Consider the following 15,710-nt stretch of genomic DNA (forward strand, 5'->3'; position numbering starts at 1 on the left):
CGCAACCCTTCGTCAGCCGCCTGTGAAGGATGACCTGTCGGATTCGGGCTGGCGAAGTTGCCCGGCCGCGGTTGCGGCTTCACCCCAAGGGCTGCTCGAACCGGTCATGGCGTGACCGTTCCGGCGACCCGTCGTGCTTGGGTCCTCCACTCCTGCCGAACCACTTCTGTCGACCGGTCATCCGCGCGGCGGCAGGACTCGGCGTCCGCCCGGATCGCCCCGCCACTGCGGCGGGGTCTTGTCGTCAGACACGGATCTTGGCTGACAGATGTCCGAAAAACCCAATGGAATCGGTGGTTTGTGTTGTTACTCACCACTCACCCGTTCGGGTGGACACCCCTTTGTTCGAGGGGGCGTTGGAGGGGTCGCGCACCCCCGGACCAGCGATGGAATGTCCGATTCCGCCCTCGGCCCACGCGTGTTGCGCAACTCGGACGGGCCTAAAACAGGACGAGCGCCTACTCCGATCGGCGGTACCCCTTTTGGTCCGTTTCGGCGTCGTCCCGGACACCCGCCGCCGCGCCGGGGCACCGGGAGCGGCGACGGTGCGTCAACTGTCGGCCTCGGCGGGCAGCGTGACGCGGTCCGTGCGGCGCTCCCCGTCCAGCACGCGCAGCGCACGGGCCAGGGTGGGGGCGTGCAGTTCGGTCTCGCCGCGCCGGTGCATCAGCTCCAGGGCGTCCCGCAGCAGGGCCGCCTTGGCGACCAGGGCCTGGGCGGCGCGCAGGCCGCGGTAGGTGTCCCCGGGGCGCGCGGGGTTGATCCGGCCCAGCAGGTCGACCACGTCGAGGTAACGATCGATCAACTCGCCCTCGGCGCGGGTCAGGGCGGGCAGCGGCGGGAGTTCCGGTGGCGGCATCGACGGCTCACCTGTCGCCGGGCTCGGGACGGCGGCCCGTGTGCCGTACGAGCGGCCTTTTCGTCCGGGTGCGGACGCGGGCCGGCCCGCGGGCCGGGACGACGGCATCACCGGGCCGTCCCTCCGGCTGTCCGGGCGGCGAGGGCCGGCGGGGCACGACGCGGGCGCCCGGCAGCGTGAACCGCCTGCCCGGTGTCTCGGTGAACCCGGGTGGGACGTGACGGGCGGACCGTCGGGTCATCGCGAACCCCTCCTCGCGGCAGAGCCGGCTCCGGCAGGGCCGTCTGCGGTGTCTGCGTGGTGTCTCTCCGTGGTGACTCGCTCATGGCCCTGTGAAAAAATGTACAGGACGTACGTCACGTTAGGATGGGCTCATGGCCTACGAGATTCCGGTGACACAAGCCAGGGCTGAGCTCGCCGACCTGATCAACCGTGTCGTCTACGGCGGTGAGCGGGTCGTCGTGACACGGCACGGCAAGCCCCTCGTCGCCCTCGTCTCGGCCGCCGACCTGGAGCGGCTCGAAGGGCTCGGGGACGCTCCGCGGGAGCAGGTGGTCGGCGCGGTCTCCAGCGTCCGCGAGACCCGGCCCGCTCCCGACGAGCGACACCGCTTCGGCGTCACGGCGGAGCACCGGGGGCCGGGCGCGTCCTAGCGGCGGCATCGCCCCCTGAAGCGGCGGGTGCGGTGCGCGCGTCCACCGTCCTGGGCCCCGCGTGCCGACCAGGCGGGCGCCGTATACGGTCCGGTCCGCCATCGCCCGAGGGGCGGCGGCGGGGCGGATCACGGACGTTCACGAGCATGGCGGACCCCAGCCCGGCGGCCTGACGCGTCCCGGTTCGGTTAACGCGCCTGAAACCCGGTCCAACTAGCCTGCCGATCCACCACCAGGCACTTTGCCCTGGCGGCGGCGGCAACCGGACCCTGCACGGTCCGGAGCGAGGACTGTGAGGTGGGACGTGCAACTGACCCCGCACGAGCAAGAGAGGCTGCTCATCCACGTGGCGGCCGACGTGGCCGAGAAGCGCCGGGCCCGCGGCCTGAGGCTGAACCACCCCGAGACCGTCGCGCTGATCACCTCGCACATCCTCGAGGGCGCGCGGGACGGCCGTACGGTCGCCGAGCTCATGTCCTCCGGGCGCAAACTGCTCACCCGGGACGACGTCATGGAGGGCATCCCCGAGATAATCCACGACGTCCAGGTCGAGGCGACCTTCCCGGACGGCACCAAGCTCGTCACCGTCCACGACCCGATCGTCTGACGGGGGCTGCCGCCATGATTCCCGGAGAGATCCTGTACGCGGACGATCCGATCGTCTACAACGAGGGCCGCGAGGTCACCCGGCTGACCGTCCTCAACGCCGCCGACCGGCCCGTCCAGGTCGGCTCCCACTACCACTTCGCCGAGGCCAACCCCGGTCTGGACTTCGACCGCGCCGCCGCCCGCGGCAAGCGGCTGAACATCGCCGCGGGGACCGCCGTGCGCTTCGAGCCGGGCATCCCCGCCGACGTCGAACTCGTCCCGCTCGCCGGTGCCCGGATCGTGCCCGGCCTGCGCGGGGAGACCGGAGGTCCCCTCGATGCCTGAGATCTCACGTGCCGCCTACGCCGACCTGTTCGGCCCGACGACCGGTGACCGCATCCGGCTCGCCGACACGGACCTCCTCGTCGAGATCGAGGAGGATCGTTCCGGCGGCCCCGGACTCGCCGGGGACGAGGCGGTCTTCGGCGGCGGGAAGGTCATCCGGGAGTCCATGGGACAGGCGCGCGCCACCCGCGCCGAGGGCACCCCGGACACCGTCGTCACCGGTGTGGTGATCATCGACCACTGGGGCATCGTCAAGGCCGACGTCGGCATCCGCGACGGCCGGATCACCGGCATCGGCAAGGCCGGCAACCCCGACACCATGGACGGCGTCCATCCCGACCTGGTGATCGGCCCCGAGACCGAGATCATCGCCGGCAACGGGCGGATCCTGACGGCCGGCGCCATCGACGCGCACGTCCACTTCATCTGCCCGCAGATCGCCGACGAGGCGCTCGCCTCCGGGATCACCACCCTGATCGGCGGCGGCACCGGACCCGCGGAGGGCTCGAAGGCGACCACCGTGACGCCGGGGCCCTGGCACCTGGCCCGGATGCTGGAGGCGATGGAGCAGTACCCGCTCAACTTCGGGCTGCTCGGCAAGGGCAACACCGTCTCGCAGGACGCGATGCTCTCGCAGATCCGCGGCGGCGCCCTCGGCCTCAAGCTGCACGAGGACTGGGGCTCGACCCCGGCGGTGATCGACGCCTCGCTGACCGTCGCCGACCGGACCGGCATCCAGGTCGCCATCCACACGGACACCCTCAACGAGGCGGGGTTCGTCGGCGACACGCTCGCCGCGATCGCCGGGCGCGGCATCCACGCCTACCACACCGAGGGCGCGGGCGGCGGGCACGCGCCGGACATCATGACCGTGGTCTCCGAGCCGCACGTCCTGCCCAGCTCGACCAACCCGACCCGGCCGTTCACCGTCAACACCGCCGAGGAACACCTCGACATGCTGATGGTGTGCCACCACCTCAACCCGGCCGTCCCCGAGGACCTCGCCTTCGCCGAGTCCCGGATCAGGCCGTCGACGATCGGCGCGGAGGACATCCTCCACGACCTGGGCGCGATCTCGATCATCTCCTCCGACGCCCAGGCGATGGGCCGCGTGGGCGAGGTGATCATGCGGACCTGGCAGACCGCCCACGTGATGAAGCGGCGCAGGGGCGCGCTGCCCGGCGACGGGCGCGCGGACAACCACCGCGTACGCCGCTATGTCGCCAAGTACACGATCAACCCGGCGCTCGCGCAGGGGGTCGCCCGGCAGGTCGGCTCCGTCGAGACCGGGAAGCTCGCCGACCTGGTGCTGTGGGAGCCGGCGTTCTTCGGGGTCAAGCCGCACCTCGTCATCAAGGGCGGCCAGATCGCGTACGCGCAGATGGGCGACGCGAACGCCTCGATCCCCACTCCGCAGCCGATCCTGCCGCGTCCGATGTACGGGGCGATCGGGCGGGCGCCGGCGTCCAACTCGTTCAACTTCGTGGCCCCGCTGGCCATCGAGGACGGACTGCCGGAGCGGCTCCAGCTCGGCAAGCGGTTCGTCGCGATCGACTCGACGCGTGGGGTCACCAAGGCCGACATGCGGGAGAACGACGCGCGGCCCGCGGTGCGCGTCGACCCCGACAGCTTCGCCGTGCACATCGACGGTGAGCTCGTCGAGGCGACACCGGCCGCCGAACTGCCCCTGGCCCAGCGTTACTTCCTCTTCTGATGTCCAGGGCGACACTGCTGGTCCTGGCGGACGGCCGGTTTCCCGCCGGAGGGCACGCGCACTCCGGCGGAGTCGAGGCGGCCGTCAGGGCGGGGCGGGTGACCGGGGCCGCGAGCCTCGAGACCTTCTGCCGGGGGCGTCTGCACACGGCCGGGCTGGTCGCGGCCTCGCTGGCCGCGGCGGCCGCGCTCGGCGTGGACCCCGCGGACCTGGACGCGGCCGCCGACGCGCGCACGCCGTCGCCCGCGCTGCGGGTCGCCGGGCGAAGACTCGGGCGGCAGCTGATGCGGGCCGCGCGGGCGACCTGGCCCTCGGCCGAACTCGACGCGCTGGCACGGGAGTTCCCCAAGGGCGCCCATCAGCCGGTGGTGCTCGGGCTCGCGGCGCGGGCGGCGGGGCTGAAGCCCGACGACGCGGCCTACTGCGCGACGTACGAGTGTGTCAGCGGCCCCGCGAGTGCGACCGTGCGGTTGCTGAGCCTCGATCCCTTCGATGCGACGGGGGTGCTGGCACGGTTGGCGCCGGAGCTGGATCGTGTCGTGGACGAGGCGGTGGAGGCGGCGCGGATGGTGGTGACGGGCGGCGTCGACGTGTTGCCGGCGAGGTCCGCGCCGTTGCTGGAGATCTCCGCCGAGGCGCACGCGGCATGGCCGGTACGGCTGTTCGCGTCGTAGGGGGTGTGCGCCCCCGCCGCCCGTTTCCGTTCCCCACCCTCGGGGGCTCCGCCCCCGAACCCCTGTTCGGCCTGAACGGCCTTGTCCTCCAACGCCGGACGGGCTCAAATGCCCACGATCCGTTCGGCCGCCGGACGGGCTGAAACGCCCGAGGCGCCGGACGGGCTCACCAGACAGATGGAGCCGTTGCCATGCATCTTGACCACTCCCACGACGGTGTCTCCGCGGTCGGTGCCGACGCCCACCGTCCCGACGGACTGCGGCGGGCGCTGCGGATCGGGCTCGGGGGGCCCGTCGGGTCCGGTAAGACGGCCACCGTCGCCGCGCTGTGCCGGGCCCTGCGGGAGGAGCTGTCGCTCGCCGTCGTCACCAACGACATCTACACCCGTGAGGACGCCGAGTTCCTGCTCCGCGAGGCCGTGCTGCCGCCCGAGCGGATCACCGCCGTGGAGACCGGGGCCTGCCCGCACACCGCGATCCGCGACGACATCTCCGCGAACCTCGAAGCGGTCGAGGACCTGGAGGACGAGGCCGGGCCGCTGGACCTGATCCTCGTCGAGTCCGGCGGCGACAACCTGACCGCGACCTTCTCCAGAGGGCTGGTCGACGCCCAGATCTTCGTGATCGACGTGGCCGGCGGCGACGACATCCCGCGCAAGGGCGGACCCGGCGTCACCACGGCCGACCTGCTCGTCGTCAACAAGACCGACCTCGCGCCGTACGTCGGCTCCGACCTGGGGCGGATGGCCGCCGACGCCAAGGCGCAGCGGGCCGAACTCCCGGTGGTCTTCCAGTCGCTGAGGACCGAGGCCGGAGTCAGGGACGTCGCCGACTGGGTGCGGGCGCAACTCGCCGCGTGGACGGCGTGAACGCGAGCGGGGTGCGGGCCACCGCGCGGATCGTCGCGCGGGACGACGGCCGAGGCGGGACCTCCCTGCCGGTCCTGGAGGGCGACGGGCCGCTCGCACTGCGCCGGACCCGGGGTAGCGCCGCAGAGGCGAAGGTCGTGCTGGTCGGCGCGATGAGCGGGCCGCTCGGCGGCGACCACTTCACGGTCGAGGCCGGTGTGGAGGCGGGCGCCCGGCTGCGGGTCGGCTCCGCCGCCGCCACCATCGCGCTGCCGGGCCAGACCAAGGGGGAGGCACACTACGACGTGCGGCTCACCGTGGCCGGCGGGGGTGAACTGCACTGGCTGCCGGAGCAGTTGATCTCGGTCCGCGGCAGTGACCTGTACGTCTCCACGCACGTCGACCTCGCCGCCGGTGCCCGGCTCGTGCTGCGCGAGGAACAGGTGCTCGGACGGGCCGGTGAGGAACCCGGCCGGCTGTCCTCCCGGCTGCGCCTGCGGATCGCGGGGCGGACCGTCCTCGACCAGGAACTGGCCTGCGGACCCGGCGCGCCGGGCGGCTGGGACGGCCCCGCCGTGCTGGCGGGACATCGCGCCGTGGGGCAACTCCTCGTCGTACGACCTGAGTTCGGGGCCGCTCCGGTGACGGCCCGGGTCCTGGGGGAGGGGGCGGCGGTCGTTCCGCTCGCCGGGCCCGCCGCACTGGTGACGGCGGTGGCGCCGGACGCCCTGCTGCTGCGCCGGCTGCTGGACGAAGTGGCGGTCACTTTCTGACCAGTTCGCCGAGCGAACGAGCCTATCCGTTTATCGGATTGGCAAAGAAGGTCAACGAACCCTGTTCTCAGGGACCTCACAGCCGGGAGGATCCCCGTACCAATCGCAACGACGTACGGGGAGGTCCCACTTGAGGGGCAGCAGACCTAAGAGCCGGGTGATGGCGCTCGGTTCGGCCGGAGCGTTCGTCACCGCCACGCTGATAGCCGGCGCCGTCGCGGCGCCCTCCGCCAGCGCGACCGCGGGCAGCCGGCCCGGGCAGGACCGTGAGGCCCGCGGTGCCGTGATCGCCGCGCAACGGGCCGCGAAGGCCGGGATCGACTGGCAGGACTGCCCGGCCGACTGGGGCCTGGAGAAGCCGATCCAGTGCGGCTGGGTCACCGTGCCGCTCGACTACGCGAAGCCCAACGGCAAGCAGATCAAGCTGGCCGTCGACCACATGGGCAACACCGGGACGAAGAAGGAGCGCCAGGGCGCGCTCGTCTACAACCCCGGCGGACCCGGCGGCTCCGGTCTCCGCTTCCCGCGCCGGGTGACCACGAAGAACGCCCTGTGGGCCAACACCGCCAAGGCGTACGACTTCGTGGGCTTCGACCCGCGTGGCGTCGGCCACTCCGCGCCCATCTCCTGCATCGACCCGCAGGAGTTCGTCAAGGCGCCCAAGGCGGACCCGGTGCCCGACACCGAGGCCGACAAGACCGCCCAGCGCAAGCTCGCCCGTGAGTACGCGGACGGCTGCCACGAGCGCAGCGGCGCGATGCTGCCGCAGATGACCACGCCGAACACCGCGCGCGACCTGGACGTGATCCGGGCCGGGCTCGGCGAGAAGAAGCTCAACTACCTCGGCGTCTCCTACGGCACCTACCTCGGCGCCGTCTACGGCACGCTGTTCCCGGGCCACATCCGCCGGATGATCGTGGACAGCGTCGTCGACCCGTCGCGCGAGAACATCTGGTACCAGGCCAACCTGGAGCAGGACATCGCCTTCGAGGGCCGCTGGAAGGACTGGGAGGACTGGGTCGCCGCCAACGACTCCACCTTCCACCTCGGCACGACCCGCGCCGCCGTCCAGGCCAAGTGGCTGGACCTGCGCGCCACCGCGAAGAAGAACCCGCTCGGCGGGGTCGTCGGCCCGGCCGAACTGATCTCCTTCTTCCAGAGCGCCCCGTACTACGACTCCTCGTGGGTGCCGGTCGCCACCGTGTTCAGCCAGTACGTCGCCGGCGACACGCAGGCACTGGTCGACGCGGCCGCCCCCGACCTGTCGGACACGGCGGGCAACATCACCGCGGAGAACGGCAACGCCGTCTACACGGCCGTCGAGTGCACCGACGCCAAGTGGCCCACCAGCTGGCGCACCTGGAACCGGGACAACACCCGGCTCAACAAGGACTACCCGTTCATGACCTGGGCCAACGCCTGGATGAACCTGCCCTGCGCCACCTGGCCGGTCAAGCAGCGGACCCCGGTGGAGGTGCGGACCGGCAAGGGTCTGCCGCCGGTCCTGATCGTGCAGTCGGAGCGCGACGCCGCGACGCCGTACGCCGGTGCCGTCAGCCTCCACAAGCGCTTCAAGGGCTCCCGCCTGATCACCGAGGAGAACGCCGGTTCCCACGGTGTGACCGGCCTGGTCAACCCGTGCGTCAACGAGCGGGTGGACACCTACCTGCTCACCGGCAAGCTGGACCGCGCCGACGTCACCTGCGGACCGCACGCCACGCCGAAGCCGTAACCGGCGGACGCGCGAACACGAAGGGGCGGCCGGGCCACCGGCCGCCCCTTCGCCCTTTTCCGGCCACCGGGCCTTCCCGGCTTCCCCTTCCCGGCCGTCCCTCCCCGGCCGCCCCTTCCACGCCTCCCCGTCTCCGCTTGTTCTCAGCGCGCGAGCCAGGCGTCCTCCGCCGCGTAGTCGAACAGGTCGCCGTAGGTGCGGAACATCTTCGGGTACGCCTCCCGCCAGTCCCGTCCGGACAGTCGTCCCTCGATCCAGGCGACGGTGCCGGGCAGCGTCTCGGCGTAGCGGGCCACCGCGCGGTAGCCCAACTCCCGCTCCGCGGCCGACATGTCGCAGACCACCGGCACCGGTACCGACCAGGGCGTGTCGCCCACGGTGGGCGCCGGAGGGGGCCCCTCCACGAGGACGGTCTCCGCCTCGGCCCCCGTCACCGCGTCGATCGCGGCGGCGATCTCGGCGACCGTCGGCGCGTCCGGGTCAACGGCGTTGAGAGCCCTGGTGCCCGGCCGGGCCGCGGCCAGGCGGATCAACTCCGCGATGTTGTGGACGCTCGCCGGGTGGAACCGGCTCCGGCCGCCGAACGCAAGCACACGCCGCCGTCGCCCGTCCAGATGGCGCTTGACGAAGTACAGCTCGCGCGGGGTCTGACAGTGGGGTCCGTGGATCGCGCCCGCGCGCAGCAGCGTGGTGGGCAACCGGTCGCCCACCGCGAGGAGTTCACGCTCCAGGTCCGCCTTGCGGGTGCTGTAGGACGCCTCTCCGGGGGCGATGGTGCGCTGCTCCTCGGTGATCGGCACCGGGTACGCGGGGAAGCCGTCCGGCTCCTCCTGCGTGTCGAAGGTGCGGCCCCTGTCGTCCTCGTACACCGACACGCTGGAGATCACCACGGCCGAGCCGACGCGGCCGGCGAGCGAGGTCAACTGCCGGGCGTCGGCGCGCCCGTAGGCGACCATGTCCACCAGAACGTCGCAGCCGTCGCCGACCACAGCGGCGAGCGCCGCGTCCTCGGACCGGTCGGCCCGCGCGACCCGCACGTCCTCGGGCCAGTCCTCGTCCCGGCCGCCGCCCCGCGACACGGCCGTCACCTCCCAGCCGTCGCGGGCCAGCGCGCCCACGGCCACCCGCCCGATCTGCCCCGTCGCCCCGATCACCACAGCACGTCTCATGCCGGGACCGTACGGTCCTCACAGTCCTCGTGCCACGGCCCTCTGCCGACAGCAGACGCCGGGACCGGTGCGCGAACCGGCCGGGCGGGGAGCCCAGGGCGGCTGCTAACCGAGCGGCATACGCGGGAAGCGGCGTTCCCTGGCCGAGCGGGCCGCCGCCTCATCCGCCTTCACGACGGCCGCGTACCGGTCGACGTACTCCTGCCCGGACAGCGACAGGATCGCGTACATGATCTCGTCGGTGATCGCCCGCAGCACGGCCTTCTCGTTCTCCATGCCGGCGTACCGGGAGAAGTCGAGGGGCTTGCCGAAGCGGATCACGACGGGGTGGAGCGTGGGGACCACCTTGCCCGGCGGCTGTGCCTCGAACGTGCCGATCATCGCGCACGGGACGACCGGGACCCCGGCCCGCAACGCCATGACCGCGACGCCGACCTTGCCCTTGTAGAGGCGTCCGTCGTGGGAGCGCGTCCCCTCCGGATAGATGCCGAGCAGTTCGTCCTTGGACAGCACACCGAGGCCCTCGCGGATGGCGGCCTGGCCCGCCTCCTTGCCGGAGCGGTCGACCGGAATCTGCCCGGCGCTGCGGAAGAACGCCGCCGTCAGCCGGCCCCTTACGCCGGGGCCCGTGAAGTACTCGGCCTTCGCCAGGAACGTGATGCGCCGTTTGAGGACCGCCGGCATCAGGAAGTGGTCGGAGAACGACAGGTGGTTGCCGGCGATGATCGCCGCGCCCTCCGGAGGTACGTTGTCGAGGCCCTCGATGCGTGGCCGGAAGACCACTCTCAACAGGGGCCCCAGCAAGACGTATTTGAGGACGTAGTAGAACAACAGGTCGCTCCTCACTCCGGCGGATCGCCTCAACCGCCGTGTTCCAGCAGGTCAACCGACGTGTTTGGGGTGTCAGTGTAGGTGCAGGTCCGGGCACTTGGAACCGGCCCGGACGCCACTGGCTCAATCCCCCGGCGCCGCGTCACAGGCGGACGACGATCAGCGCGGTGTCGTCGGTGGCGCCGCCCGGCGGCAGCAGTTCGAGCAGGACGGTGTCCGCGAGTGTCTCCGGGTCCGCCGTCCGGTGACGGCTGACGGAGCCGGCGAGCCGGGCCAGGCCGACGTCGATGTCCTCGTGGCGCCGCTCGATCAGACCGTCGGTGTACAGCACGAGGGTCGCGCCGCTGGTGAACGTGGTCTCGGCCTGCGGCCTGGGGCCCGGGTCCGGATGGGCGTCGAGCGGCGGATCGGTGGCCCGGTCGAGGAACTCCACGCGACCGTCGGGGTGGACCAGCACGGGTGGCGGATGTCCGGCGCTGCTGTAGGCGATGGTGTGACGCTCGAAGTCGACGAAGGTCGTGACCGCGGTGGCCGATTCCGCGCCGTCCACCACGTGGGCGTACCGGCCCAGGACGTTGAGCGCCTGGGCCGGTCCCTCGGCGACCCGGGAGGCGGCGCTGAGCGCGCTGCGGAGCTGGCCCATCACACCGGCCGCCGCCAGGCCGTGCCCGACCACGTCGCCGACGGAGACACCGAGGCGGTGGCCGTCGACCAGATCGACCAGGTCGTACCAGTCCCCGCAGACGTTCAGCGCGCCGACGGCCGGCCGGTAGCGGACGGCGGCCCGGTGGTGGGGCAGCTGCCGCGGGGCGGGAAGCATCGCCTCCTGCAGGGCGAGGGCGACCTCGCGCTCGCGGGCGTGGGCCCGGCGCAGCCGGTCGTTGAGGTCCTGGAGTTCGCGGGCGCGGGTGTACAGCTCGGCCTCCAGGGCCCGGCCCCGGCTGCCGCCGGAGCCGCCGCGGGCCCGGATCAGCTCGGTGATCTCCTCGACCCGGTGCACCAGCAGCACCACCTTGCCGCCGGGGCCGTGCACGGGGGCGTTGACCGCGCTCCAGTAGCGGGTCTCCCACACGCCGGGCCGTTCGGGGTCCTCCAGGTCGTAGCGCTGCAGGGCCATCGCCTCGCGCTCTCCGGTGGCCAGTACCCGGCGCAGCGAGGCCTCCAGGTTGCGCATCCCGGTGGCGTCGGGGTCGCCCGGGTTGGCGGGGAACACGTCGAAGAGGTAGCGGCCGACCACGTCGAGGCGCCTGCGTCCGGACACCCGCAGGAACTCCTCGTTGGCGTCCGCGTAGACCAGGTCCGGGGTGAGCAGTGCCACCATGCCGGGCAGGGCCTGGAACGCCGCCGCGTAGTTGATCGCCAAAGTTCTCATGTCCCCGCCTTACCACCGGGATCACCCCAGTTTCCCACGAAGTGCCCGTTCAGGGCGGGGATGGGTCGATCGTGTGGTAGGCGCCGGGGCCGCGCGGTTCCGCTCTCAGGTACGGCGATCGCCCAGTGATCGCCCAGTGATCGCGCGGGGGAGACGAGGGGGCGGCGGGCGAGGGGGCCGCCGGGTCGCCCGGCGGCCCCCTCACCCGGTCGCGCCGGGGTGTCAGCCCGCCTGGGCCAGCACCCGCTCCAGTGCGCCGAGCGCCCCTTGCAACTCCTCGCCGGTGATCGTCAGCGGGGGCGCGAGACGGATCGTCGAACCGTGGGTGTCCTTGACCAGGACGCCCTCCCGCATGAGCCGCGCGCTGACCTCGCGACCGGTGCCGATGGCCGGGTCGACGTCGACCCCCGCCCACAGGCCGCGCGCCCGGAACCCGACGACACCCTTGCCCACCAGGCCGGTGAGCCCGTCCCGCAGGAGGACGCCCAGCTCGGCCGCCCGGCGCTGGAACTCACCGGTCTCCAGCAGTTCGACCACCGCCGTGCCCACGGCGGCGGCGAGCGGGTTGCCGCCGAACGTCGAGCCGTGCTCACCCGGCCCGAGGACGCCGAGCACGTCCCGGCGGCCCACCACCGCGGACACCGGCACGATGCCGCCGCCCAGCGCCTTGCCGAGCAGCAGCAGGTCCGGGACGACCGACTCGTGCTCGACGGCCAGCGTGCTGCCGGTGCGGCCGAGCCCCGACTGGATCTCGTCGGCGACGAACAGACAGCCCGTGCGGCGGGTCAGTTCACGGACACCGGTCAGATAGCCCTCGTCCGGGATGACGACACCCGCCTCACCCTGGATGGGTTCGAGCAGCACCGCCGCCGTCGTCTCGTCGACGGCCGCCTCCAGCGCCGCGAGGTCGTTGTACGGCACGATCCGGAAGCCCGGTGTGAAGGGGCCGAAGCCGGTCCGGGCCGTCTCGTCCGTGGAGAAGCTGACGATCGTCGTCGTACGGCCGTGGAAGTTGTCCGCCGCGACCACGATCGTCGCCCGGTCGGCCGGGACGCCCTTCACGTCGTAGGCCCACTTGCGGGCCACCTTGATGCCGCTCTCCACCGCCTCGGCGCCGGTGTTCATGGGCAGTACCATGTCCTGGCCGGTCAGTGCGGCGAGCCCCTCGGCGAACTCCGCGAGCCGGTCGTTGTGGAAGGCGCGCGAGGTGAGCGTCAGCCGGTCGAGCTGCCGGTGCGCGGCCTCGATCAGCGCGGGGTGGCGGTGGCCGAAGTTGAGGGCCGAGTACCCGGCCAGCATGTCGAGGTAGCGGCGGCCCTCGACGTCCTCCACCCAGGTGCCCTCGGCGCGGGCGACGACCACCGGCAGCGGGTGGTAGTTGTGCGCCAGGACCGGCTCCTCGGCGCGGATCAGGTCGGCGGACGAACGTGCGCGGACGGGAGCGGTCATGAGCGGATCTCCTGAGTGCAGCACTTGATGCCGCCGCCGGCTTTCCGGAACTCCGACAGGTCGACGGGGACGGGGACGTAACCGTGCGAGTCGAGGCGGGCGGCGAGCGCCTCCGCCTGCGGGGCGATGAAGACGTGACGGCCGTCGGACACCGAGTTCAGGCCGAACGTCATCGCGTCCTCGCGGGTGGCGAGCACCGCGTCCGGGTACAGCCGCGCGAGCACCGCCCGGCTGCCCGCGGAGAACGCCTCCGGGTAGTACACGATGTTGTTCTCGTCCCCGTCGTCGAGGACGAACAGGGCCGTGTCCAGGTGGTAGAAGTACGGGTCCACCAGCGTCAGGCCGATCACCGGGTGGCCGAAGAACTCCTGCACCTCGCGGTGTGCCTCGCGGGTGGTGCGGAACCCGGTGCCGGCCAGCACGTAGCGGCCCGTCCAGACCAGGTCGCCCTCGCCCTCGCAGACGGCCTCGGGCCGGTGCACGTCGTAGCCCGCGGACCTGAACCAGGTGTCGTAGTGCGTGGACTCGGGGCGGCGCTCGGGCGCGTGGAAGAGGGAGCCGAAGACGCGGCCGCCGACGACGACCGCCGAGTTCGCGGCGAAGACCATGTCGGGCAGGCCGGGGACCGGCTCCACCGTCTCGACGGCGTGGCCGTGGGCGCGGTAGGCGCGGATCAGCGTCTGCCACTGCTCCTGGGCCAGGTCGACGTCGACGCGGGTGTCGGGATGCATCCAGGGGTTGATCGCGTACTGCACGGCGAAGTGTCTGGGTTCGCAGACCAGAAAGCGCCGTCGGCGCGGCACACGGCTGTGGGTCACAGAGGGGTTCCTCCGCTTCCTGCGGTGTCGACTGAGGGTTGACACCAAGGTAGGAACTGACCCGGACGCCCGACAAGGAACGGGAGCTGCGTGTCCACGCAGGAACGCTGCGTTGTCACCCGCCCTGACGCACGTCTGCTGCGTCTTCGGGCGCCGCGTGGCTGGCGCCGGCCTCCGGACTCTCCGGGATGAGGTGGGACAGCACCATCACGCTGATCGTCTTGCGGACGAACGGCTCCGCCCTGATCCGCTCCAGCACCTCCTCGAAGTGCTCCACGTCGCGTGCCCGCACGTGCAGCAGCGCGTCCGCGCCGCCGGTCACCGTCATGGCCGCCGTGATCTCCGGATGGTTGCGGACCACCTCGGCGAGCCGCCGCGGCGGGGCCGCTCCCTCGCAGTACACCTCGACGTACGCCTCCGTGCGCCAGCCCAGCGCCGAGGGCCGCACCGTGGCCGTGAACCCGGTGATCACGCCCGTGTCGCGCAGCCGGTCCACGCGCCGTTTGACCGCCGTCGAGGACAGCCCGATCGCCGCGCCGATCTCGGCGAAGCTGGTCCGGGCGTTCGCCATCAGCGCGGTGATGATCTTCCGGTCGAGCTCGTCGAACGGGGTGGTCCTGCTGTTCATGCCGGCACTGTATCCAGCGGCGGCCCCCGCACCCGGCACATGTCCAGACGTGCGGATTGCTCCTACACTCCACGTTCATGCTGCGCGCCCTCGCCGTCGACGACGAACGCCCCTCGCTGGAGGAACTGCTGTACCTCCTCAACGCCGATCCCCGCGTGGGCAGCGCGGAGGGCGCCGGGGACGCCACCGAGGCGCTGCGCCGGATCAACCGCGCGCTGGAGTCGGGTCCGGGCGGCCCGGAGGCGATCGACGTCGTCTTCCTCGACATCCACCTGCCCGGCCTCGACGGGCTGGACCTGGCCCGGCTGCTCACCGGGTTCGCCGAGCCGCCGCTCGTGGTGTTCGTCACCGCCCACGAGGACTTCGCCGTCCAGGCGTTCGACCTCAAGGCCGTCGACTACGTCCTCAAGCCGGTGTGCAAGGAACGGCTCGCCGAAGCCGTCCGGCGGGCCGCCGAACGCAGCGGCACCTCCCCCCGCGTCCCCGTGCACGAGCCCGACCCCGACCACATCCCCGTCGAACTCGGCGGCGTCACACGCTTCGTCGCCGTCGACGACATCACCCACGTCGAGGCCCGCGGCGACTACGCCCGCCTGCACACCGGCCGGGGCAGCCACCTCGTCCGCATCCCGCTGTCCTCCCTGGAGGAGCGCTGGCGCTCCCGCGGGTTCGTCCGCATCCACCGCCGCCACCTGGTCGCCCTGCGCCACATAGGGGAACTCCGCCTGGACGCCGGTACGGTGAGCGTCCTGGTGGGCGCCGAGGAACTCCAGGTCAGCCGCCGGCACGCGCGCGAGCTGCGGGACCTGCTGATGAGGAGGCCGTGAGGTGCCCCAGGACCCCACCGACCGCAGGGTCGTCGTCACTGGCCCGCCCCGCCGGGCCGTCCCCCACGCCCGGCTCCGCTCGCGCGGACGGTACCCCCATGCCTCCGGCTACTACCGTCCGCGCACCGAGATCGACGAGCAGACCACCCTCGGCCACACCTACGTCCGCTCCCTGATGCGCTCCCAACTGCGCGCCGCCGTCACGGTGTTCGCGGTTCTCGGCCTGCTCGTGGGACCGCTGCCCCTGGTCTTCGCGGCGATGCCGGACGCCCGCCGCGCGCAGTGGGCCGTCCTCGGCTTCTGCCTCTACGCGCCGCTGGTGCTGCTCGCCCGCTGGTACGTGCGCCGCGCCGAACGCAACGAACGGGACTTCGTACGCCTGGTCGAGGACCGATGAGCCCCCGGACCGCCGAGACCGAGGACCGCCGAA

The 15,710-nt window shown here is 72.3% G+C and carries 17 protein-coding genes and 1 riboswitch; of the genes, 10 read left to right on the plus strand and 7 right to left on the minus strand.

The window, feature by feature from the left end:
• Window positions 1-2 precede the first annotated feature (2 nt).
• A riboswitch (cyclic di-AMP (ydaO/yuaA leader) is annotated at window positions 3-182 on the minus strand.
• A 368-nt stretch (window positions 183-550) separates the two neighbouring features.
• Window positions 551-859 (minus strand): hypothetical protein, encoded by a 309-nt coding sequence (locus AC07AZ_RS21865; protein WP_478850178.1) that lies wholly within the window; start codon window positions 857-859, stop codon window positions 551-553.
• A 374-nt stretch (window positions 860-1,233) separates the two neighbouring features.
• Here AC07AZ_RS21865 and AC07AZ_RS21870 point away from each other — a divergent pair, with 374 nt between their 5' ends.
• The 8 genes from AC07AZ_RS21870 (at window position 1,234) to AC07AZ_RS21905 (ending at window position 8,186) form a co-directional block, all read left to right on the plus strand.
• Entirely contained in the window at window positions 1,234-1,512 is a 279-nt protein-coding gene (locus tag AC07AZ_RS21870) for a type II toxin-antitoxin system Phd/YefM family antitoxin (protein ID WP_478850180.1), read from the plus strand.
• Window positions 1,513-1,816: 304 nt separating this feature from the next.
• On the plus strand, window positions 1,817-2,119 hold the full coding sequence (locus AC07AZ_RS21875) for an urease subunit gamma (protein WP_478850182.1): 303 nt from the start codon (window positions 1,817-1,819) through the stop codon (window positions 2,117-2,119).
• A gap of 14 nt (window positions 2,120-2,133) precedes the next feature.
• The gene (locus AC07AZ_RS21880; protein ID WP_478850184.1) at window positions 2,134-2,445 is read left to right on the plus strand and encodes an urease subunit beta; all 312 of its coding nucleotides are present in this window, start codon (window positions 2,134-2,136) and stop codon (window positions 2,443-2,445) included.
• Window positions 2,438-4,159, plus strand: a complete 1,722-nt coding sequence (locus AC07AZ_RS21885) for an urease subunit alpha (RefSeq protein WP_478850186.1) — start codon at window positions 2,438-2,440, stop codon at window positions 4,157-4,159. Before AC07AZ_RS21880 ends, AC07AZ_RS21885 begins: the two co-directional genes overlap by 8 nt.
• Window positions 4,159-4,833: an urease accessory protein UreF gene (locus AC07AZ_RS21890; RefSeq protein ID WP_478850188.1), complete on the plus strand. Its 675-nt coding sequence runs from the start codon at window positions 4,159-4,161 to the stop codon at window positions 4,831-4,833. Before AC07AZ_RS21885 ends, AC07AZ_RS21890 begins: the two co-directional genes overlap by 1 nt.
• Window positions 4,834-5,024: 191 nt before the next feature.
• On the plus strand, window positions 5,025-5,702 hold the full coding sequence (gene ureG, locus AC07AZ_RS21895) for an urease accessory protein UreG (RefSeq protein WP_478850190.1): 678 nt from the start codon (window positions 5,025-5,027) through the stop codon (window positions 5,700-5,702).
• The gene (locus AC07AZ_RS21900) at window positions 5,690-6,454 is read left to right on the plus strand and encodes an urease accessory protein UreD (protein WP_478850192.1); all 765 of its coding nucleotides are present in this window, start codon (window positions 5,690-5,692) and stop codon (window positions 6,452-6,454) included. The genes ureG and AC07AZ_RS21900 overlap by 13 nt, the downstream gene beginning before the upstream one ends.
• 160 nt (window positions 6,455-6,614) lie before the next feature.
• Window positions 6,615-8,186, plus strand: coding sequence for an alpha/beta hydrolase (locus AC07AZ_RS21905; RefSeq protein WP_478850194.1), 1,572 nt, complete (start codon window positions 6,615-6,617; stop codon window positions 8,184-8,186).
• A 143-nt stretch (window positions 8,187-8,329) separates the two neighbouring features.
• Here the strand turns inward: AC07AZ_RS21905 and AC07AZ_RS21910 are convergent, their stop codons facing one another.
• The 6 genes from AC07AZ_RS21910 to AC07AZ_RS21935 form a co-directional block, all read right to left on the minus strand.
• Window positions 8,330-9,343 carry an NAD-dependent epimerase/dehydratase family protein gene (locus AC07AZ_RS21910; RefSeq protein ID WP_478850333.1) on the minus strand — a complete coding sequence of 338 codons (1,014 nt, stop codon included), beginning with the start codon at window positions 9,341-9,343 and terminating at the stop codon, window positions 8,330-8,332.
• Between the two features lie 117 nt (window positions 9,344-9,460).
• Window positions 9,461-10,186 (minus strand): lysophospholipid acyltransferase family protein, encoded by a 726-nt coding sequence (locus AC07AZ_RS21915; RefSeq protein ID WP_478850196.1) that lies wholly within the window; start codon window positions 10,184-10,186, stop codon window positions 9,461-9,463.
• A gap of 142 nt (window positions 10,187-10,328) precedes the next feature.
• A complete protein-coding gene (locus AC07AZ_RS21920) occupies window positions 10,329-11,558 on the minus strand; it encodes a PP2C family protein-serine/threonine phosphatase (RefSeq protein ID WP_478850198.1) in 1,230 nt (409 codons plus the stop codon).
• A 222-nt stretch (window positions 11,559-11,780) separates the two neighbouring features.
• Entirely contained in the window at window positions 11,781-13,007 is a 1,227-nt protein-coding gene (rocD, locus tag AC07AZ_RS21925; RefSeq protein WP_478850200.1) for an ornithine--oxo-acid transaminase, read from the minus strand.
• Entirely contained in the window at window positions 13,004-13,825 is an 822-nt protein-coding gene (gene ddaH / locus AC07AZ_RS21930) for a dimethylargininase (protein WP_478850202.1), read from the minus strand. The genes rocD and ddaH overlap by 4 nt, the downstream gene beginning before the upstream one ends.
• A gap of 115 nt (window positions 13,826-13,940) precedes the next feature.
• Window positions 13,941-14,453 (minus strand): Lrp/AsnC family transcriptional regulator, encoded by a 513-nt coding sequence (locus AC07AZ_RS21935; RefSeq protein ID WP_478850204.1) that lies wholly within the window; start codon window positions 14,451-14,453, stop codon window positions 13,941-13,943.
• A 77-nt stretch (window positions 14,454-14,530) separates the two neighbouring features.
• On the opposite strand from AC07AZ_RS21935, the gene AC07AZ_RS21940 reads away from it, so the two are divergent.
• Window positions 14,531-15,280: a LytR/AlgR family response regulator transcription factor gene (locus tag AC07AZ_RS21940; protein WP_478850206.1), complete on the plus strand. Its 750-nt coding sequence runs from the start codon at window positions 14,531-14,533 to the stop codon at window positions 15,278-15,280.
• 1 nt (window position 15,281) lies between these two features.
• Complete coding sequence (locus tag AC07AZ_RS21945) at window positions 15,282-15,677, plus strand: hypothetical protein (protein WP_478850208.1); 396 nt, start codon at window positions 15,282-15,284, stop codon at window positions 15,675-15,677.
• The last annotated feature ends 33 nt before the right edge of the window (window positions 15,678-15,710 follow it).

The sequence above is a fragment of the Streptomyces sp. NPDC043878 genome (assembly GCF_056435735.1).